The organism is Pseudomonas sp. B14(2017) (assembly GCF_002113255.1).
Lineage (GTDB): Bacteria > Pseudomonadota > Gammaproteobacteria > Pseudomonadales > Pseudomonadaceae > Aquipseudomonas > Aquipseudomonas putida_Z.
This window is the reverse complement of sequence record NZ_NEJY01000003.1, coordinates 275324-296110: the sequence shown is the minus strand read 5'-3', so window position 1 is coordinate 296110 and position 20787 is coordinate 275324. Positions and strand designations below refer to the sequence as shown.

At 62.3% G+C, this 20787-nt stretch carries 14 protein-coding genes and 1 pseudogene; 4 read left to right on the top strand and 11 right to left on the bottom strand.

What is annotated here, in order from left to right; genetic code table 11:
- Positions 1-184: 184 nt before the first annotated feature.
- The 6 genes from CAG34_RS04715 to CAG34_RS04690 form a co-directional block, all read right to left on the bottom strand.
- The gene (locus CAG34_RS04715; protein WP_178080864.1) at positions 185-1492 is read right to left on the bottom strand and encodes an MFS transporter; all 1308 of its coding nucleotides are present in this window, start codon (positions 1490-1492) and stop codon (positions 185-187) included.
- Positions 1493-1590: 98 nt separating this feature from the next.
- Positions 1591-2808, bottom strand: a complete 1218-nt coding sequence (locus CAG34_RS04710) for a fumarylacetoacetate hydrolase family protein (protein WP_025339432.1) — start codon at positions 2806-2808, stop codon at positions 1591-1593.
- Positions 2809-2828: 20 nt separating this feature from the next.
- A complete protein-coding gene (locus CAG34_RS04705; protein ID WP_085588346.1) occupies positions 2829-3887 on the bottom strand; it encodes an Ldh family oxidoreductase in 1059 nt (352 codons plus the stop codon).
- A 34-nt stretch (positions 3888-3921) separates the two neighbouring features.
- The gene (locus CAG34_RS04700; RefSeq protein ID WP_085588344.1) at positions 3922-5463 is read right to left on the bottom strand and encodes a UxaA family hydrolase; all 1542 of its coding nucleotides are present in this window, start codon (positions 5461-5463) and stop codon (positions 3922-3924) included.
- A gap of 476 nt (positions 5464-5939) precedes the next feature.
- Positions 5940-6893: a LysR family transcriptional regulator gene (locus tag CAG34_RS04695; protein ID WP_085588342.1), complete on the bottom strand. Its 954-nt coding sequence runs from the start codon at positions 6891-6893 to the stop codon at positions 5940-5942.
- 34 nt (positions 6894-6927) lie between these two features.
- Positions 6928-7875 carry a LysR family transcriptional regulator gene (locus tag CAG34_RS04690; protein WP_025339436.1) on the bottom strand — a complete coding sequence of 316 codons (948 nt, stop codon included), beginning with the start codon at positions 7873-7875 and terminating at the stop codon, positions 6928-6930.
- A 101-nt stretch (positions 7876-7976) separates the two neighbouring features.
- Between CAG34_RS04690 and CAG34_RS04685 the strand changes: the two genes are divergently transcribed.
- Entirely contained in the window at positions 7977-9290 is a 1314-nt protein-coding gene (locus CAG34_RS04685) for an L-fuconate dehydratase (protein WP_023663021.1), read from the top strand.
- A 65-nt stretch (positions 9291-9355) separates the two neighbouring features.
- Positions 9356-10667: pseudogene (locus CAG34_RS04680) on the top strand (MFS transporter).
- 133 nt (positions 10668-10800) lie between these two features.
- Here CAG34_RS04680 and CAG34_RS04675 read toward each other — a convergent pair.
- The 3 genes from CAG34_RS04675 to CAG34_RS04665 form a co-directional block, all read right to left on the bottom strand.
- Entirely contained in the window at positions 10801-12156 is a 1356-nt protein-coding gene (locus CAG34_RS04675; protein WP_085588340.1) for an aminotransferase class I/II-fold pyridoxal phosphate-dependent enzyme, read from the bottom strand.
- The gene (locus CAG34_RS04670; RefSeq protein WP_085588338.1) at positions 12156-13541 is read right to left on the bottom strand and encodes a hypothetical protein; all 1386 of its coding nucleotides are present in this window, start codon (positions 13539-13541) and stop codon (positions 12156-12158) included. Before CAG34_RS04670 ends, CAG34_RS04675 begins: the two co-directional genes overlap by 1 nt.
- Before the next feature lie 514 nt (positions 13542-14055).
- Positions 14056-15078 carry a zinc-dependent alcohol dehydrogenase family protein gene (locus tag CAG34_RS04665; protein ID WP_085588336.1) on the bottom strand — a complete coding sequence of 341 codons (1023 nt, stop codon included), beginning with the start codon at positions 15076-15078 and terminating at the stop codon, positions 14056-14058.
- Between the two features lie 206 nt (positions 15079-15284).
- Between CAG34_RS04665 and CAG34_RS04660 the strand changes: the two genes are divergently transcribed.
- Together CAG34_RS04660 and CAG34_RS04655 are read left to right on the top strand one after the other, a co-directional pair.
- Complete coding sequence (locus CAG34_RS04660) at positions 15285-16199, top strand: LysR family transcriptional regulator (RefSeq protein WP_038409468.1); 915 nt, start codon at positions 15285-15287, stop codon at positions 16197-16199.
- 153 nt (positions 16200-16352) lie between these two features.
- Entirely contained in the window at positions 16353-17618 is a 1266-nt protein-coding gene (locus CAG34_RS04655; RefSeq protein WP_085588334.1) for an integrase arm-type DNA-binding domain-containing protein, read from the top strand.
- A gap of 1020 nt (positions 17619-18638) precedes the next feature.
- Here CAG34_RS04655 and CAG34_RS04645 read toward each other — a convergent pair.
- Both CAG34_RS04645 and CAG34_RS04640 read right to left on the bottom strand, forming a co-directional pair.
- Positions 18639-19487 carry an ABC transporter permease gene (locus CAG34_RS04645; protein ID WP_085588378.1) on the bottom strand — a complete coding sequence of 283 codons (849 nt, stop codon included), beginning with the start codon at positions 19485-19487 and terminating at the stop codon, positions 18639-18641.
- 5 nt (positions 19488-19492) lie between these two features.
- Positions 19493-20767, bottom strand: coding sequence for an ABC transporter permease (locus CAG34_RS04640; RefSeq protein ID WP_085588332.1), 1275 nt, complete (start codon positions 20765-20767; stop codon positions 19493-19495).
- Positions 20768-20787 lie beyond the last annotated feature (20 nt).

The window sequence follows — 20787 nt, the reverse complement described above, 5'->3', positions numbered from 1 at the left end:
AAAGCTGGCCAGAATTGCATTCGCCTTGATGAAGACTCAAGGCGAATACATGAGCAAAGGGGGCAAAAAGCATTGCCCACAACCATAGAATCTCCCACAAGGTATTGCAGTGCTGCTGAAACCAGCGCGATACCTGTGGGAGCGGCCTTGCGTCGCGATTGGGGCGCAAAGCGCCCCCCGGAATTCACCCCTGTTCCGTCGCCCCGACCATCTCCGCCGCCTTGACCTTGGCACTGCCAATCGGCGCCTGCAGCAGCAGGAAGTAAGCCACCGCCGAACACAGCGCCACCACCGCACTGATCATGAACGCCGTGGTGAACGAGCCCGAGTACTGGATGCTGAAGCCGGTGACGATCGGCGCCACCGAGCCGGCAATGTAGCCGCCGAAGTTCTGGATCGAGCCAAACGAGGCCACGCGCTGGCTGTCGACGATGGTGTTGACGATCATCCAGGCAGTGGCACTGGCCATGTTGATGCTGAACAGCGCCAGGCACAGCAGGATGATGCAACCGGTCAGGCCTGTGACGAACGACAGCGGCAGGGTGAACAGCGCCGCCAGCACCAGGCCGGTGATGACGCTGAACTTGCGGCTGGCCAGCACGCTCATGCCGCGCTTCACCAGCAAGTCGCAGAAGCGCCCGGCAATGATCGTGCCCGCTGCGCCAAAGCCATAGGCCAGCGACACTACCCAGGCGGTCTTGTACAGGTCCAGGCCGTGCTCACGCTCGAAGTAGCCAGGCAGCCAGGTCAGGTGCAGCCAGAGCATGTAGATCACGCCCATGAAGCCCAGCACCGCACCCCAGGTACTGCGGTGCTTGAACAGGTCGAGCCAGCCGGCGAAGTACGAGGCCTTCGGCGCTTGTGCAGTGGCTGCCGGCGCCTGCTGTCCACTCGGCAATGGCTTGCCCTCGGCAGCAAGCTCCGCCAGGTAGCGGGCCTTGCTTTTGTAGAAGGTCAGCCAGCACAGCGCCAGCACCACGCCGATCACACCGGTGATGATGAACATGCCGCGCCAGCCGAAGTTGACCATGAACAGCGTCAGCAAGGGTGGCGCCAGGCACGGGCCGAGGCAGGTCGAGGACCAGACCACGCCGGTCGGGGTGCCGCGTTCGTTGGCATCGAACCACTCCGACAGGGCCTTGGCCGCCGACGGGAACATCGGCGCCTCGCCAATCCCCAGCAGCACCCGCAGGCCCATGAAGCCGGCAAAGCTGTTGACCATGCCGAACGCTGCCTGGGCCACCGACCAGCCCAGCAGCGAGGCGCCGAGGGCGATCTTGCTGCCCAGGCGGTCGATGATCATGCCCATCGGCAGCTGGGCAAAGGCATAGGCAATGGAGAACGCCGACAACAGGATGCCCATCTGCGACGGGCTGATCATCATGTCTTTCTGGATCGAGGTGTTGGCGATCGACAACGCACTACGGTCCAGGTAGTTGACGATGCCGATCAACAGCAGGAACACGACGGTGACGCGTTGGTACTTCTTCATAGGGTTCATGTGATGACCTTTATTATTATTGTTGCCGCGCTGTCAGCGCCTTGGCGATCCTTCGTTCATGCTGCGCCCTCCCTGACGCAGCGCGCCGCTCAAGGCTGGCGCGCGGTTGTTGCAACGTCCAGCAGCCCGCGCCGGCCGAGGCTGTCGATCAGCGCACGCAAGCCAAAGTGCCACTGCGGTGCCAGGTCGCTGGTGGTCACGCGGTTGCACAGGGTACCCAGTTGCGGGTTGCTGATGCTCACCACATCGCCCGGCTTGTGGGTGAAGCCGTTGCCCGGTTGGTCGCGGTCCTGCTTGGGGGCGAACAAGGTACCGAGGAACAGCACCAGGCCGTCGGGGTACTGATGGTTCTCGTTGAGGGTTTGCTGCACCAGGTCCTGCGGGTCGCGGCTGATCTGGCGCATGGAGCTGCGGCCGGCGAGGATGAAACCGTCTTCGCCCACCACCTGCAAGTCCACTTCGGCGGCGCGCACGTCGTCCAGGCCGAAGCTTTCGTCGAACAGGCGCAGCAGCGGGCCAAGCGCGGTGGAGGCATTGTTGTCCTTGGCTTTGGACAGCAGCAAGGCGCTACGGCCTTCGAAGTCGCGCAGGTTGACGTCGTTGCCGAGCATCGCACCCTTGATGCGACCATCACTCGACACCGCCAGCACCACTTCAGGCTCGGGGTTGTTCCAGCTCGACTTGGGGTGGATACCGATGTCGGCGCCGTGGCCGACCGCCGATAGTGGTTGGGCCTTGGTGAACACCTCGGCATCCGGGCCAATACCCACTTCCAGGTACTGCGACCACAGGCCCTGCTCCACCAGCACCTTGCGCAGCGCTTCGGCCTGGGCCGAGCCCGGCACGATCTGCGACAGGTCGGCGCCGATGCGGCTGGCCAGGGTGTCGCGGATGGCATCGGCCTTGGCCGGGTCGCCCTTGGCCTGCTCTTCGACCACGCGCTCCAGCAGGCTGGTGGCGAAGGTCACCCCAGCAGCCTTCACCGCCTGCAGGTCGATGGGTGCCAGCAGCCATGGCTGGTGCGGGTCGCGCCGGGCCGGGTCACTGTTGCCCAGCAAGGCTGGCAGCCCGATCAGCGGCTCGGCCAGCGGCAGGCTGCGCAGGTAGGCCACCGGGTCGGCCACTTCCAGCAGGGCCGAGACGGTGGCTACATGGGCGCTGATATCGTGCACGGCGCCGGCCTTCACCAGCACCACCGCAGGGCCCTGCTCCGGCAGCCAGACCCGCCCTACCCAACTGCCGCTGTCGAACGCGCTGGCATCGTGATTCAGAGGCAGCGGTCGCTTGCCGTTCGCTCGATCAGTCATCTGTGTACCCTTACTGTCATTCATTGGGAAAGTGCCGGCAGTTGCAGCTGCCCGGCCAGGCGGTCAAGGTCGGCCACCAGCTGTGACGAAAGGCTTGCGCCCTGCTCCAGGGCCTGGCGGCGTAGGGCAAGGCCAGCCTGCCCAGGCAGGCGCACCGGGCGCTCGGGGTCGAGTGGCCGGCTGGCCAGGACCAGCTGGCCGAGGAAGCTGGTTTCGTCGGTGAACGCTTGCAGGCCGCCGAAGAAACGCGGGTCGATGACCACGGCGGTGGCCGAGGCACCCCACTGGTCTGGTGCATCCTTGCGGCCATGGCCGGCCAGCCCCGAGGTCAGGGCTTCGACCAGCAGCGCCAGGGCGAAACCTTTGTGGCCAAAAGCCTGGCCACCCAAGGGCAGGATGCTGCCTTGCGGGCTGGTGAAGAAGTCGCGCGGGTCGTCGCTCAGTTGCCCGTCATTGCTCACCAGCACCGGGTGCGGCAGGCGGCTGCCGGCATCGCGGCACTGGCCGACCAGGCCGAGGGTGACGGTGGACATGCTGACGTCCAGCAGAATCGGCTCGCCCTGGGTCGGGATGCCCGCGGCAATCGGGTTGGGGGTGTACACCGGGTCGGCGCCGCCATGGGCGCAGACCAGCCTTACCGATGGGTCCGAGGAATACAGCATGGCCACCAGGCCCTGGTCGGTGTAGGGCTTTAGGTAGGCTGCCAGGCAGCCGATATGCGCGGCACGGCGCACCACGGCGATACCGATGCCCTGCGAAGTGGCGCCCTTTGCCGCGCAGTCCAAAGCACGGCTGACGCAGTACGGCCCCAACACGTAGTGGCCATCGAACAGGCTGGAAATGCCACTGTCCGACACCTGCTCCAGTACCTGCGCGCGGGCCTTGACCTCGCCGCCGAGCATGCCGTCGATGTAGCGGCTGACCAGGTTCAGGCCATGGGTGCGATGGCCCAGCAATTCGCCTTCGAGCAGTACCCGGGTCACTACCTGGGCGACTTCGGCATCGGCGCCGGCCTTTTCGAACAGCCGCTCGACGAAGGTGGTGAGCGCTTGCACGTTGTAACGTGTAGTTTGATTCATTGCGGTTGCCTCGGAAATGGAACAGGGCTGGCGATCAGGTCACGGCACCGATCTGCCAGGGCACGAATTCGTTCTGCCCGTAGCCGTGCAGCTCACTCTTGCTGCGCTCACCGGAAGCGATGCGCAGCATCTGTTCGAAGATGAACGCGCCGCGCTCCTCGATGCTGGTGGAGCCGTCGGCGATGCCACCGCAATTGACGTCCATGTCTTCTTCCTGGTGCTCGAACACCCGGTTGTTGGTGGCCAGCTTGATCGACGGCGCCGGGGCGCAGCCGTAGGCCGAGCCACGACCGGTGGTGAAGGCGATCAGGTTCGCCCCGCCAGCCACCTGGCCGGTGGCCGAAACCGGGTCGTAACCGGGGGTATCCATGAACACCAGGCCCTGGGCGCGTACCGCTTCCGCGTACTGGTACACATCGACCAGGTTGCTGGAGCCGGCCTTGGCCACCGCACCGAGGGACTTCTCGAGGATGGTGGTCAGGCCCCCGGCCTTGTTGCCGGCCGAGGGGTTGTTGTTCAGTTCGGCGTTCATGCGCTGGCAGTAGTCTTCCCACCAGCGGATGCGGGCCACCAGTTTTTCGCCGACCTCGCGGCTGACCGCACGGCGGGTCAGCAGGTGCTCGGCACCGTAGATTTCCGGGGTCTCGGAGAGAATCGCGGTGCCACCGGCGGCCACCAGGCGGTCGACGGCATTGCCCAACGCCGGATTGGCGGTAATGCCGGAATAGCCATCGGAACCGCCACATTGCAGGCCGACCACCAGGTGCCGCGCACTGACCGGCTGGCGCTGCACCTGGTTGGCCTCGGCCAGCAGCGCCTTGACCTGCTCGATACCGGCGGCGATGGTTTTGCTGGTGCCGCCGATACCCTGGATGGTGAAGGCGCGCAGCTGGGCGCTGGCCTGCAGGCCCTGGGTTTCCAGCAGGCTTTCGATCTGGTTGGTTTCGCAGCCCAGGCCGATGATCAACACGGCAGCGAAATTGGGGTGTACGGCGTACCCGGCCAGGGTGCGGCGCAACAGGCCCAAGGCTTCACCGCTGGGGTCCACCGCACAGCCGGCGCCGTGGGTCAGCGCTACCACGCCGTCGATGTTCGGGTAATCGGCCAGCACTTCAGGGTGGATGTCGCGGCGAAAATGGTCGGCCACGGCCCGGGCCACGGTCGCCGAGCAGTTCACCGAGGTGAGGATGCCGATGTAGTTGCGGGTGGCGACCCGGCCATCGGCGCGCACGATGCCCTGGAACTGCGCCTCGCGGCCGGGCTGGCTGCGGGTGTCGACACCGAAGGCGTAGTCACGGGCGAAATCGCCCATTTGCACATTGTGGACATGCACGTGATCGCCGGCGTCGATGGCCTGCGAGGCAAAACCGATGATCTGCCCGTAACGGCGCAGGGGCTGGCCCTGCTCCACACGTTCGGTAGCAAGCTTGTGGCCCGAGGGGATCGGCTGGCGCACGGTAATCGCCTCGGCGTCCAGGCGCAGGCCTTGCGGCAGGGCCTGGCGGGCGATGAGCACGTTGTCCAGCGGGTTGAGGCGGATGACGGCAAGGTCACCGGACTTGGCAATCAGTTGCATGGGACCTCTCAGGGCGGTGCGGCTGGCTTCTTGTTATGGCTGCGACCACTGTAAGAAGCCTTGTGCAACATTCCCAATGAGATGATCCGATCGTGCGATAACCTTGGGTTATCAAAAACAGGTATCAGAGCGCGTTTATCAATCACATTTGAGGGCCATTGGGGCCGCTGCGCAGCCCTTCGCAGGCAAGCCAGCTCCCACACCGACTGCATTGACATCAAGCCATGCGCTGTCCCTGTGGAAGCAAACTTCCTGTGCGACCTGTACTGGCCTCACCGCCGGTAAGCCAGCTTCCACAGGACTACACATGACTTGAAACCGATGCAGTCGAGGTGGGATTTGCGGGCCATTGGGGCTGCTCTGCAGCCCTTCGCGGGCTTGCCCGCTCCCACAGGTACAGCGCATGCCTTGAACCTTGTGCTGTACCTGTGGGAGCGGGCTTGCCTGCGATGGGCTGCAGAGCAGCCCCAATGGCTTCATCCCTGCTCTTGCTGACGGCGCCGCGCGCCCTCCAGCAAAATCTCGACAAACGCCCGGGCCGAAGCGCTCAGCGGCTCGTCCTTGCGGGTAACCACGCCGTACTCCAGCGCCGCCAGGTGCAAGGGGCTGCGCAATTCCTTCAGTTGGCCGCTGGCCAGCTGCGCGGCAACCATCGAGCGCGGCAACATGGCGATCATCGGCGCCGCCTGCAGCAATTGCAGGAACATCGGCATGGAGATGGTTTCGACGCTGTCGGCAGGCGTGGCGATGCCGGCAACCCGGAAGGCCTGCTCCAGGCGGTTGCGGATCGGCGTGCCCACCGGGTACAGCACCCACGGCCAGTCGCCCAGCGCCGTCAGTGGCGTGCTTTCCAGCTGGTTGAGCGGGTGCTCGCTGTTGACCACCAGGCTGAACGGTTCCGGCTCCAGGGGCTGGAAGTCGAACAGCTGGCTGAAGCGTTCTTCAGTGAAACGGCCAATCATGATGTCGAGCTTGTTCTGCTCCAGCATGGTCAACAAGTGATCGCTGGAATGCTCCACCACTTCGATCGACAGCAACGGGCTGCGCGCCTTGATCGCGGCGATGGCCTGCGGCAGCACCAGCGCGGTGGCGGCAAAGATCCCACCGACGCGGATAAAGCCGTGCCCGCCGTTGCGCAGGCGGTTTACCTGATCGACGAACTGTTGCGACTCGGCCAGCGCGCCTTGGGCATAACGCACCACATATTCGCCCAGTTCGGTGGGTGGCATGCTCCGCGGCAGGCGCTCGAACAGGGCGAAGCCGAACTGCTCCTCAAGGTCACGCAACATCTTGCTCAGTGCCGGCTGGCTCAGGTTCATGCGCGTGGCGGTGGCGTGCATGTTGCGGGTGCGCGCCAAGGTGTCGATCAGCACCAGGTGCTTGTAGCGGATCCAGTTGCAAAAGCTGGAATGGGTCATGTCCGGCGGCATTGACGCAGGGCCTCAGGCAAGTGAAAAGGCAGGGCTATTGCGCCCGCAGGTAGTGCAGCAAGGTGTCCAGGGCAACCGAGTTGGGCCGCGAGCGCAGGGTCAACACGCCCAGGTTGGCCATCGCCAGCGGCAGTTCCACCGGCAGGATGGCGACCATGCCATAGCGGGCATAATGCTTGGCCACGTCATCGGGCACCACCGCAATCATCTCGGAGGCTTCGAGCATGGCGGTGGTAGCCAGGATCGAGGCGGTTTCGACGATATCCAGCGACTGCACCATGCCGCCGGCCTGCAACGCGCTTTCGACGCGGCGACGCATCGGGCTGCCGATGGGGTGCAGGATCCAGGTCAAGGCCACCAGGTCGGCCAGTTGCAGCCCGGCGGCATTGGCCAGCGGGTGGCCTGCGCGGGCGATCACGCGCATCTGCTCACCGCCTTCGAACAGTTCGATGTTCAGGTCCTGGCTGTCGCTCTGGTCCGGCAGGCGCCCCACCACCATGTCGAAGTCGCCACGCAGCAAGGCCGGCAGCAAGGTGTCGCTGGTGCCGACCTCCAGGGAAATGCGCACTTTGGGGTAGTCGCGCTTGTAGGCCAGTACCGCCTTGGTCAGCACACCCGGCACCGGGCCCATGACGCTGCCTACCCGCACCAGGCCCTGGGCCCCGCGCGCCAGCTCGGCAATCTGCGCCTGGGCGTGCTCGAACTCATGCAGCGCGTTCTGCGCATAGCGGATCATCACTTCGCCATACAGCGTCGCTTGCATACCCCGTGGCAAACGCTCGAACAAGCGTACGCCAAGGCGCTCCTCGAGTTGTTGCAGCAACAGGCTCGCTGCCGGTTGCGTGGTGTGCATCGCCGCGGCAGCACGGCGCAGGTTAGCGAACTCGCCCAAGGCGTTGAGCAGCGTGATCTGCCGGCTGGAGATCTTCAATGCGCCGAGGCTGGCAGGCGCCTGGGCGCTGTCGGGTGGCAAGCGAGACATATCGAATCCGGTATCGCTGGTTAAGATTTGGCGATTATGCCTGTATCGCTCGACAACCTACAGTCAGGCCTCCCAGTGCTTGAACAGAACAAGAGCCGACCATGAGCATACGTATTACCCACCTGAGCGTTCGCGACATTCGTTTCCCCACTTCGCTGTCGCTTGACGGCTCCGACGCCATGAACAGCGCCCCCGATTATTCGGCGGCCTATGTGGTGCTGCACACCGACGCCGAGGCCCTGGAAGGCCACGGCCTGACCTTCACCATCGGCCGTGGCAACGAGATTTGCGCGGCGGCGGTGCAGTCGCTGGCGCCGCTGATCGTCGGCCTCACCCTGGAGGAAATCACGGCCGACATGGGCGGTTTCTGGCACCGCTTCACCGTCAGCGACAGCCAGTTGCGCTGGCTGGGCCCGGAAAAGGGCGTGATCCACCTGGCCACCGCCGCCATCATCAATGCCGTGTGGGACCTGTGGGCCAAGCACGAAGGCAAGCCGGTGTGGAAGCTGCTGGCCGACATGACGCCCGAACAGCTGGTGCGCTGCCTGGACTTCAGCTACGTCACCGATGTGCTCACCCCCGAAGAAGCCATCGCCCTGCTGCGCCGCCAGGCCCCGGGCAAGGCCCAGCGCGAAGCGCAGATGCTGCGCGAAGGCTACCCCGGCTACACCACCGCGCCGGGCTGGCTGGGCTACAGCGAAGAAAAGATGCGCAAGCTGGCCCGCGAGGCGGTGGAAGATGGCTGGACCCACATCAAGCAGAAGATCGGTGCGGACCTGGAGGAAGACATTCGCCGCGCCAGCATCCTGCGCGACGAAATTGGCTGGGAGCGCACCCTGATGATGGATGCCAACCAGGTATGGGGCGTCGAGGAATCCGTCGCCAACATGCGCCGCCTGGCCGCCTTCGAGCCACTGTGGATCGAAGAGCCGACCAGCCCGGACGACATCCTCGGGCACGCCACCATCCGCCAGCGCATTGCGCCGATTGGCGTGGCCACCGGTGAACATTGCCACAACCGGGTGATGTTCAAGCAGATGTTCCAGGCCGGCGCGCTGGACTTCTGCCAACTGGACGCGGCCCGCCTGGGTGGCCTGAACGAAGTGCTGATCGTGCTGCTGATGGCGGCGAAGTACGACGTACCGGTGTGCCCGCACGGCGGCGGTGTCGGCCTGTGCGAATATGTGCAGAACATTGCCCTGTTCGACTACATCGCGGTATCGGCCTCGCTGCACAACCGGGTGCTGGAGTACGTCGACCACCTGCACGAGCATTTCATCGACCCGGTGGTGATCCGGCGCGGGCGCTACATGCCGCCGCAACGCCCGGGCTACAGCATTGAAATGCATGCCGAGACCCTGGAGCGCTACCAGTACCCCAACGGCGCGGTGTGGCTCGACATCAACCGTTCCTGACCCACCTACCTGGGTGCGCCGCCTTTGCGCGGCACCCCACCAGCACTTTCCACGGGGAAAAAACAATGACAATCCTCACCGGTACTGCAGCGGCGCCCGCCCCTGCCGCCACCACCGAACAGCGCCTGAACGGCCTGCTGCTGCGCAAATTGATGCCACTGCTCATCGTTGTCTACGTGATGAGCTTCCTTGACCGGACCAACATTGCCCTGGCCAAGGCCAGCATGGGCATCGACCTCGGCCTGTCGGCAGCGGCCTACGGCCTGGGCGCCGGCCTGTTCTTCCTCACCTATGCCCTGGCCGAAGTACCCAGCAACCTGATCATGCATCGGGTGGGTGCACGCTTCTGGATCACCCGCATCATGATCACCTGGGGCCTGCTCTCGGCGGGCATGGCCTTCGTCCAGGGCGAAAACCTCGTTCTACGTCATGCGCCTGTTGCTCGGGGTCGCCGAAGCGGGCCTGTTCCCCGGCGTGATGCTGTACCTGACCTACTGGTTCGACCGTGAACAGCGTGCCCGCGCCACGGGTTACTTCCTGCTGGGCGTGTGCCTGGCCAACATCCTCAGCGGCCCGCTGGGGGGTGCCCTGCTGGAAATGGACGGTGTGCTGGGCTGGCACGGCTGGCAATGGCTGTTCGTGCTCGAGGGCCTGCCGGCAGTGGCCCTGGCCTATGTGGTATGGAAGAAACTGCCCGATGGCCCGGCCTCGGCGCCCTGGCTGTCGGCCGCCGAAGCCGAGGACATCGAGCGCCGCCTGGCTGCGGAGCGGGCCGCCGCACCGCAGCAGAGCAAGTTGGGGCAGATGTTCCGCGACCGGCAGATCTGGCTGGCGATCGTGGTGTACTTCGTGCACCAGATCACCATCTACACGGTGATTTTCTTCCTGCCGGGCATCATCGGCACCTACGGCGCGCTGTCGCCCTTCCAGGTCGGCCTGCTGACCGCCGTACCGTGGATTGCTGCCGCCATCGGCGCCGCCACCTTCCCGCGCCTGGCCACCTCGCCGAGCCGTTGCCGCACCCTGCTGTTCTGCGGCCTGCTGACCATGGCGGCCGGGCTGCTGCTGGCGTCGCTGGCCAACTCGTTCATCGGCCTGATCGGGTTTTCGCTGACAGCCCTGATGCTGTTCGTGGTGCAGTCGATCATCTTCGTCTTCCCCTCCAGCCGCCTGAGTGGCAGCGCCCTGGCGGCAGGGCTGGCCTTTGTCACCACCTGCGGCCTGTTTGGCGGTTTCGTCGGCCCATCGGTGATGGGCCTGATCGAGCAGGCCACCGGCAGTACCCGCAATGGCTTGTGGATCATCGCCGCGTTGCTGGTGGTGGCAGCGCTGGTCAGTACCCGCTTGCGGCAAGGGCAGGAGCAAGCGAATCGCTGACAGGAGGCGTTTGCCTGCCAGGGCCTAATCGCCGGCAAGCCGGCTCCCACAGGTACAGCGACAACCTTGAGTTCAACGCTGCCCCCGTGGGAGCTGGCTTGCCGGCGATGGGTTGCAACGCAACCCCGGCGGCTCAAGGTGTAGCGCCGGCAGGCCGGCCGCAGCGCAGTTCCAGCACCTGAGCCAGGCGCTCTACCGCCTGTTGCAGCTCCCCCGGGTGATCACCCAGCCACGCCATCGCCAGATACTGCTGGTAGCGGCCCTGCAGGCTGAACTGCTCGCCCGGCAGGGCATGCAGTGCTGAACCAGCCAGCGCTGCTGCAATACCCTCCCACGGCAGCGGCTGGCGAAAGCGCACCCACAGTGTCCGGCCACCCTCCGGCGTTTCCAACACCACCCGCTGGCCGAACTGCAGCTGCAACTCACGCGCCAGGCATTGCATGCGCTTTTGCAGGTCGGTGCGCAGCCGCACCAGTTGCGCCTCGATTTCGCCTTTGCCCAGCATGTGCGCCAGCGCTTGCAGGCGTAGCGGTGCAAGCCGAAATGCACGCTCAGCGAAAGCCCTGGTCAGGCCGGCATCATGGCCCAGCAGGTAGGCATAGGGCGCCTCGCTCCCCACTGCGGCATCGAACGCCCCCATCACCAATAGCCACCGAGGATCGACCCAATCGCGCAGGCGCGTATTCGGCGGCCCGCTGTAACAGTGCTCGCTGTCCAGGTCGTTCTCCAGCAACCATACAGGGTGCTGGCCAAGCAGCTGGCCAAGCTGCTGCTGATAGTGCAGTGAAACCAGCCGCCCCTGCGGCATGCCAAGGCACGATGGCATGACCAGCATGCACACTGGCTCGCTGGCCAGCAGCCGGGCCAGGGCGCGCAGGTCCGGGTTGCCGCGGGTATCCAGTGGTACCTCCAGCACTCGCATGTCGGCACGGGCCAACGCACGCAGCACCTGCCAGCAACAGGGCGAGTGCACCACCACGGTCCCGCCTTGCAGGGCCAGCGCCGCCAGCAAAGTCTCCAGCAACGCCTGCACATCTGGCGCTAGCTGGACGTCCTCGGCACGCCAGTACTGGTGGGAGGAACGGGTATAGCGTTCGGCAATGGCATTGCGCAGGCGGGCGCTGCCGGGCGCGTCCCACGGGGCGACACTGTGCGTGCGCTGACGGGCCAGGCGCCGCTCGTGGGTGAACAGGGTGCGCTCCAGCATCGGCTGTACCGGCAGGGGTGCCTGCCGGGGCATGGCCGCAGCATCCCCCTTGGCAGCGCCCTGTACGTAATAGCCCGACCTGGGCAGGCACTGCACGCGGCCCTCTTCTTCCAGCAGGCTGTAGGCACTCTGCACGGTGGCCAATGACACCCGCAACCGCCGGGCCAACACGCGCAACGACGGCAATCGGCACGGGCCACTGTGTGGCACCTGGTCGATCAGGGCTTCCAGGTAGCGATAGACCTTGCGATAGGCGAACTCGCCGGAGCCCGATTGCTCCATCAAGGCGGCCCCGCATGACCACGCCGCCGCCCCGCTGCCCGCCGTGGCAGCAACCTCAGCTGTACATCGCGACGGGCCAGGTGGCTCATGAGGCGCCAGGAGGCCAGCGGCAGGCCTCCGCCATAGATCAACCGGAGTTGCCCCAGCGGCAGGCCGCTGGTGTTCACCAGCCAGTTTTTCACCGCATCAGGGCAGGGTTTACCCTGCAAGGCCCGATGCAGGTATGGCAGCGCCACCAGCATGTCGGCATGCCAGCATTGCAGAAAACGCTCCAGGTTCTTCCCCTGCCTGGCAAACGGGCTGAACAGCAGGCACACCTGTTGGATCTGGTTGATGCCATATGCCTTGCCGAACTGCAGCTGAAGCGTGTCGCGCCGCTTGTTGGCGCCCGGCTGGCCAGCCAGCCGCAATGCCGGGCGACTGGCCTGCGGCTCGAGACTGCGTGCATGCAGCTCCCGCAGCTGCACCGGGGCCAACGGCTCGACGAACGCGGTCAATGGCCAGGCGTCCTGGCTCCCCTCGAAGCGACAACCGAGCATGAGGTCCAGCTGCTGCTCTTCGAGCAATGGCGGCAGCAGGTCGTCAATGGCAATCAACCGCACCGACGTACTCTGCGGCACGCTCGCCGAGGTCGGCCCCGCCAAGGCACCCGATGGCAACCCGATACTGCCGTGCAGGCGGCTCAGCCCCTGTGCCAGCGTCGCCAGGCACTGGTGCACCACATGCGGACCACGCTCCCCTGCCAGGCGCAGGCTGCGCCGTGCCCAGGCCAGGTACCGGCGGCGCTGGCGCGCAGGGATGGCGGTGATAAATACATCCGCAGGTGAATGGGCCTGCAGCGCAAAGCCGACGGCCGCCGCCAGTTCCAGGTGCAGACGACACCCCAGCAGCGCTTCGGGCCTGGCGTCGACCAGGTGACCGAACATCAGCATGGCGTCCCTCGCCAACAGCCAGTTGTCGGGCGCGGCAGGGGCATGCCGGCTGAACGGCACCACTTCACGCCCCTTGATCATCTGCAGTTGCACCCGCGGGTCATCCGGCAAGAACAGCGCATTGAAGCTGCGCTCATGGCATTCGAGCGTGGCACTGTCAGCCACGGGCAGGCTCACCACCAGCACCCGCAGCTGGAAGGTTACCGGCGCACGCAGGGCGATACTCAGTTGTGCGGCACGCAGCATGGCCAGCAGCCGGGCGCTGCGGCGATCGTTGCCTTGCAGCACCAGCAAGCGGCAGGTACCGATGTATTCGGGCCCGCCTGCAGCAACCAGCAGCCGTTGTATCAGCAATTGCAAGGAAGCACGCTGCGCTTGTGACATATGACTGAGCAAGCGCTCGAGTACTTGCTGGTAGATATAGTGCATTGCCTGGTCGTGAATAGCAGTCACGAGATCACCTCATCAACTTCATGCAGCCAGCGCACGCTGATCAGAGGACCTGAACATCAACATGCCCTGAACTTTTCCAGAAGAAATTTCCTACAACTAATTGGAAGTAATGACGTAACCATCACTGTCGCCATGACATCGAGAAAAACGCATCGTCGCGACGCCCCGCCGCTGCCATACACCGCCCTGGCCTGGGCATAGCCATGCTCATTCCACGCTCCTTGCGCAAACTATCATTGAGCCATTATCAAGGGATGCAAAGCGAATAGAAGATACAGATCAGGGTAAAAAAACCATTCAGCGGAAGTGAGAAAACACATTGACTGCCAGACGGGAACAGTACAAGACAAAAAACTTGGCGGGATATTTCGGCAAGCCACGGAGCAATCAGTTCAAATATAGTCCGCGTCGTATTTAATTGTAGGAAAGTTCTTTTTTTAACGTAAAACCAGTCTCTATTAGGCACAAAAAACCCGGGACTCTGCCCGGGTTTCCTGATAGATGCAGACCGCTGTCAGTGTTGCGCCATGTCCAGCACCACACGCCCGCCGCACGGGCATTGGTCCATGTAGCGATGCGCCTCGACCACCTGTTCGAACGGGTACACCTTGATGATCTGCGGTGTCAGCAACTGGTCGGCAGTGAACTGGTTGATATCACGCAGGGCGCGCTGCAGCGCCACCTGATCCTGGCTGATGCCCAGCTCAGGCTTGCCGGTGAAGTTGCCGATGCAATGCACATGGAACTGGATGTTCTTCTGGAACGCAGCGCAGGCCGGGAACGGCGTCTGGTTGCCGCCTTGCAGGCCATACAGCACCAGGCTGCCACGTGGAGCCAGGACATCGCCCAGCAGCGACATCTGCGGCCCGCCCATGCCATCCAGGACCATGTCCACGCCACGACCATCGGTGTACTTGCCAACCTGCAGCAACAGGTCCTGCTCTTCGGTGACAATCACCTTGTCGGCGCCCAGGCCCAGCAGGTACTCACGCTGATCCGCCTCTTTTGTGGCGGCAAACACCTTCAGCCCCAGGGCCTTGCCCAGTTGCACGAAGGCAGGGCCCGCGCAGTGGCTGGCATCGGTAACCAGTGCGGTCTGCCCGGCCTTGGCCCGGGCCAGGTCGACGTAGGCGAAATAGGCGATCAGCAGCGGCGTGTAGTGCACGCTGGCCTCGATCGGGGTGAGCACATCCGGATAACGGGTAATGGCCGTACGCGGCAGCACGATGACATCGCCATACACCGGGTGGTCGTTGGCACTGGTGGCCGGGAAGCTGGCAACCCGGTCGCCTACCGCAATATCCTCGACCCCTTCGCCGACCGCGGTCACCACCCCGGCCATCTCGTGGCCGATCCCCGCCGGCAGGCGTGCCTGGGACGGTGCCAGGTTCTGGCGCCAGAGCACGTCATACCAGCTGACGCCAACCGCCTCGACGCGGATCTGTACCTCGTCGGCAGCAGGTGACGATTCGGCCTGCTCCTCGCAACGGAGCACATCGGCAGCGCCGAACTTGTGGAAACGGATCATGCGGGACATCGCATACCTCGCCTTTGTGAATCTCTAATTACCACGGACTTTATCCGGGCTTTGCCGGTTAGACCATCAGTGGTCATTAATAGTCGACATGCTTGTCATCGATTGGGCACCTGACTTTCCCTGCGATTGGTCCCCCTAAACCCGTGCAGGGTACCAGCCTTTGGCCTTAAGATTCACCTCTGCCCCACTTTAGGCGAAGCGCACCGATGAATCGAAACGACCTGCGTCGCGTAGACCTCAACCTGCTGATCGTGTTCGAAACGCTGATGCACGAACGCAGCGTGACCCGTGCCGCGGAAAAACTGTTCCTCGGCCAGCCCGCCATCAGCGCGGCCCTGTCGCGCCTGCGCAACCTGTTCGACGACCCGCTGTTCGTACGCACCGGCCGCAGCATGGAGCCCTCGGCCCGGGCCCACGAAATCTTCGCCCTGCTGTCCCCGGCGCTGGACTCGATTTCCACCGCCGTCAGCCGCGCTGCCGAATTCGACCCGGCCACCAGCAATGCGGTGTTCCGCATCGGCCTGTCGGACGACGCCGAATTCGCCCTGCTGCCGCAGTTGCTCAAGCGTATCCGCGCCGAAGCGCCGGGTATCGTGCTGGTGGTGCGCCGGGTCAATTACCTGCTGATGCCGACGCTGCTGGCCTCGGGCGAGATCTCGGTGGGGGTCAGCTACACCAGCGAACTGCCAGCCAACGCCAAGCGCAAGGTGCTGCGCCGCAGCATGCCGAAACTGCTGCGCGCCGACAGCGTGCCCGGCGCCATCACCCTGGACGACTTCTGCGCGCGGCCGCATGCGCTGGTGTCGTTTGCCGGGGACCTGTCGGGGTTCATCGACGAGGCGCTGGACGAGATTGGCCGCAAGCGCCACGTGGTGCTGGCGGTGCCGCAGTTCAACGGGCTGGGGAGCTTGCTCGCGGGCACCGATATTGTCGCTACGGTGCCGGACTACACAGCGGATGCGTTGACCGCGGCGGGTGGGTTGCGGGCCGAGGATCTGCCGCTGGATGTGCGTAGTTTCGAGCTGCACATGGCCTGGCGCGGGGCGCAGGACAATGACCCGGCAGAGCGGTGGTTGCGGTCGCGGATACAGATGTTCTTCGGGGATCCCGATAGTCTCTGACCGAGTTCCACTAAGCGCCACAAATCCTTTAAATACATGGAGTTAGAAAGATTATTCGTCCATGGCCATCCGTCAGAATCCACTCAATTCCAGCTTGACTGGGGGTATCTTGGGGGGACATCAAGCCAAAATTAAAAAAGATACCCCCACACCATGTCCCCCGAAAAACCGCCTCCTTTCCGCCCAAAGCTGAGCGATGCTTTCATCCGTTCGCTGACCACTTCAGGCAAGTACGCTGATGGCGACGTACCGGGTCTGTATCTACAGGTGCGTGCCTCGCTCAAGCCCGGCAAATCACCCTCCCGGCACTGGCGACTGAAGTACCGTCTTCGTGGCAAGGAAAACGTGTTCGTGATCGGCAGGTATCCGGATGTGGGCTTGAAGGAAGCCCGTGAGCTCGCCCGGGCAGCGCGCAATAGCGTGGCCAATCACATCGACCCACTCAAAGCAAAAAAAGCCAAGATCGAGGCGCAATGGCTCAACGAGGCGCGCACATTCGCCTACGTCGCCGAAGAGTGGATGAATTTCAAATCTCCGGATTTGGTCAGCAAATCCATTGCAGGGTTTCGCGGTGCACTGCGAAATCACATCTTGCCGGCCATCGGCGAAAAGCCTGTCACCGAGATCAGACTCGAACACATCACTTCGATCATCAGTACGCTGCGCCGTGCTCGGACGATGGCCATGGCCAAGCGCGTTCGCACCATCATTCGCGCCGTGCTCGGCTTCGCTGAAGGCAGGGGCTGGGTGGAGCGTAACGTGGCTCTGAGCAACACCGAGGAGCTCAAAATCCGCCACGTGGTCACCAGCAATCCAGCGATCGAACGACCGGCCGACTTGGGTCAGTTCCTGTTGCGCCTGGATGAGCTCGACGCGAGCAGCGTGACCACCGCAATGCGCCTGCTGGTGATGCTGCCAGTGCGCCCGGGCGAACTGGTGAAAATGCGCTGGGAGGATGTTGATCTGATCAGCGCCGACTGGCGTTACGTGGTCAGTAAAACTCGCCACCTGGACAAGAGCAAACACATCGTACCGCTGCCTGAGCAGGCACTCGTGCTTCTACGTGAACTGTACAAACGCCGGGTGGTGGATGAAGCCGGCAACGGTTGGGTGTTCGTCTCGCCGATCTATCCTGGCCGCCCCATCGACGCCACCTCTCTGGCCAAGTCCTACCAGCGAATCTGGCCGGAATACGCCATTACTGCCCATGGCTTTCGCGCCACCTACCGCACCATTGCCCACGAGCATTTAGGTATCGATCCGATTGTATTGGAGTTGTCGTTATCGCATCGCATGCCAGGCGCACTGGGTGCCGTGTATGCCCGCGCGCAATTGCTGCCGCAGGGCCGAGAGGCAGCACAGCAGTGGGCCGACTACCTCGACCGGCTTCGCAACAACGCCAAACATGCGTCTGAATAGTTACCAAGAAAGCACACATCATAGTTGCACTCCCCCACCTTCACGATCACAACAACTGCCTTATCAGGATGAGCAAACTGAATCTCGTGAGTATGGCGGAGTATTCGGGATTCGAACTTAGATACCCCAGCCAAAGCCCTGACAACAAAGCCATATAAATCAATAATATATAAACTCCAGTTCGAATGTAGCGTAGGAATTCGAACTTTCTCAAATACACGCATGATCTGCCCTAGGTGCGTGTCCGCTATCGACCCAGAGCGGACACTGATCCAAAGCTCTGTTGTAAGTACCGGCCTCATCGCCGGCAAGCCAGCTCCCACAGGAATATCACCAGCTTTCAGGCATGTGCTGTACGCTTGCCGGCGATGGGCCGCGAAGCGGCCCCGGTTACAGGTGTCCGCAATGGGTCGAAAGCGGTCATTAGCGACGGGTTGCATTCTAGCCATTGCAGCCAGCCGAAGCGGCTATGTAATTAGCGGCGATTCACTTCATGTAAAAAAGCCCAATGGCTAGAACATTTGGGCTTGTAGCGTACGAGGCCTGCGGAAAACCACCTTCCTGAACAGCTACATCCCGCGTCAAAGGAATCTCCTCGGCCTGCCGACTTCTCACGATAACCCGTTCCTTTCTCTCCAGCCTCCGACACTTTGAGCTCCTTTCCTTGATCAAGTAAAAGGCTTGGGCTAGCACTGTCTAGTTCGGACTTGTCTCTCCTCTTCTGAGTTCCGCCGTGACGCTGAGCAGAGACTACCGCAAGCTCTCGTAGGCACTCTCTGCACCAATAGGACTTTATGATCCCACTGCGCCGGAAATGGAAGCCACAGTTACGGACCGCTAACGCTGAGCGGTCCTAGAACGAGAGAGTAAGCCGCTTTCACGCCAGCTATTCCCGCGGGCGCTGCACACTGAGTTTGCAGTACCCATGCCCTACCGACGCCCGTACGGCTCCACAGTTCTGTCAGTGCCACCACCACAGCGCACGAGGAGAACAATCGCCTGAACACCATGAACATCAACTCACTCTCGTACTCCACGCATTCTCAGCGAGCGCCTGCGCAATACTTCAATTGCCACCAGCATAATGATGGAGCCGAGGATCAGCAGAGTCGCAGCAGCAAGAATCGTTGGACTTATCTGCTCACGCATGCCAGACCACATCTGCCGTGGAACTGTGCGTTGCTCTACTCCGCCGAGAAACTGAACGATAACGGCCTCATCAAAAGAGGTGACCATGGCAAACAGCGCGCCCGAAATTATCCCTGGGCGAATGATCGGAAAACTCACTCGCATGAACGTATAAGGGGCAGACGCACCAAGGCTTGACGCAGCACGTGTCAAGGAATGATCAAATCCGGTCAGGGTCGCAGTGACCGTAATGATGACGAAGGGCGTGCCTAATACTGCGTGGGCGATGATGACCCCAAGATGACTCTGGGCAATACCTAATTTGCTATAGAAGAAATACATACCGGCCGATGAAATGATCACGGGGACAATCATTGGCGATATTAGTGTGCCCATGAGTAAGCCCTTGAAAGGCAGGTTTGCACGGCTCAACCCTAATGCAGCTACCGTCCCCAAAACGGTCGCTATAACCGTGGAGCTGAACGCAATCAACAAACTATTACGAAAAGACAGCGTCCACATAGGGTCATTGAATAGTTCCTGATACCAACGGGTAGAAAAAGCGGCAGGGTCAAGCTGCAACATGCCACTGGTAAAGCTGAAGTATGGCTCCGCGTTGAATGAGAGCGGTATGATTACTAGTACTGGTAACACCAGATACAAGAGCACCACAACACCGACGGTACGCATGCTGTAGTACCAGCTTTTTCCCAGTAAACCCGTGTAAGTTGGAAGACTCATATCGTTCACCCCAGCTTCATATTGCTGATGCCGACCACTCGGTCGTATAGCCAGTACAAGAACAGCACCACCACCAACAGGATGCTGCCAATAGCCGCCGCCAGCCCCCAATTGAGGGAAGTTTGCATGTGATAGGCAATAAAGTTGCTGATCACCTGGCCGGTTCGCCCCCCTACCAGTGCGGGCGTGATGTAATAACCAATGGCGAGGATAAACACCAAAATCCCTCCCGCGCTAAGGCCAGGCAACGAAAGCGGGAAATAAATTTTCAGGAAGGTGCGAAGCGGGCTTGCTCCCATTGAATGGGCTGCTCGAATATATGTGGTGTCGATGCTCCGCATGACGCTGTACATTGGCAGGACCATAAACGGAAGTAGGATGTGCGTCATGGCAATCACCGTGCCCCACATATTGAACATGACGTCCAGTGGCTGGACAATAAGGCCCAACTTTATCAATGCACTGTTGAGCACTCCATTAGACTGTAGAATCACCATCCAGGACGTAGTCCGCACTAACAACGATGTCCAGAAAGGCAACAATACAAGAATCATGAGCACGTTGCTCACTTTGGCTGGCAGTGTGGCCAACATGTACGCCAAGGGGTACCCCAGCACCATGCACAGCAAGGTTATTCCAAACGTCATCGTGAACGTCTTGATCAGTACATCCACATAGATCCGACGACTTTCGGATTGACGGACAATTTTACCGTGCTCATCGTACTGCAGATCCAGTGCCGCCAGATAATGTATATCTGAATAGGCCGGCGCCATGCTTTTGAGTTGTGCCCAGGTTTCCAATTTCGCCCAGCGGCCATCAATACTAATAAAGGCATCCTTGTATCGCCCCGCTACCGGCTGCGATTTGCTCAGTACCCTAGCGGTCTTGCTGAACAGGCTTTTCAAGCCACTTTGAACCCGGTTGAGGTCCGAGCCGACTCGGTCCAGCTCCTGCTGAGCAGCCAGACTTAGCATCTCGGTGCCGAGCGCCGCAAAAACCTGTTCATCTGGCAGGCCTTGATTGTCCCAGGCTTTTAGATAGGCGGCCGTTTGCGGCATGTAAGAGGATAAAGCCGGGTTCTGCACACTGCGCACGAGGATATCCCCAATGGGCAACAGGAAGAACACAAGGATAAAAGCCAATAATGGCATGACGAGTAGCAGTGAACGCATTTTGTTACTGCGTTCAGCCCTCTGCAGGCGAACCTTCAGGTTCGCCTGCTCGCCAGGGCCGCTGCTTTCTTCAATTGGCGGAGTGACGGTATATAAGCTGCTCATGGAAAGCTCCGGAATTTGCA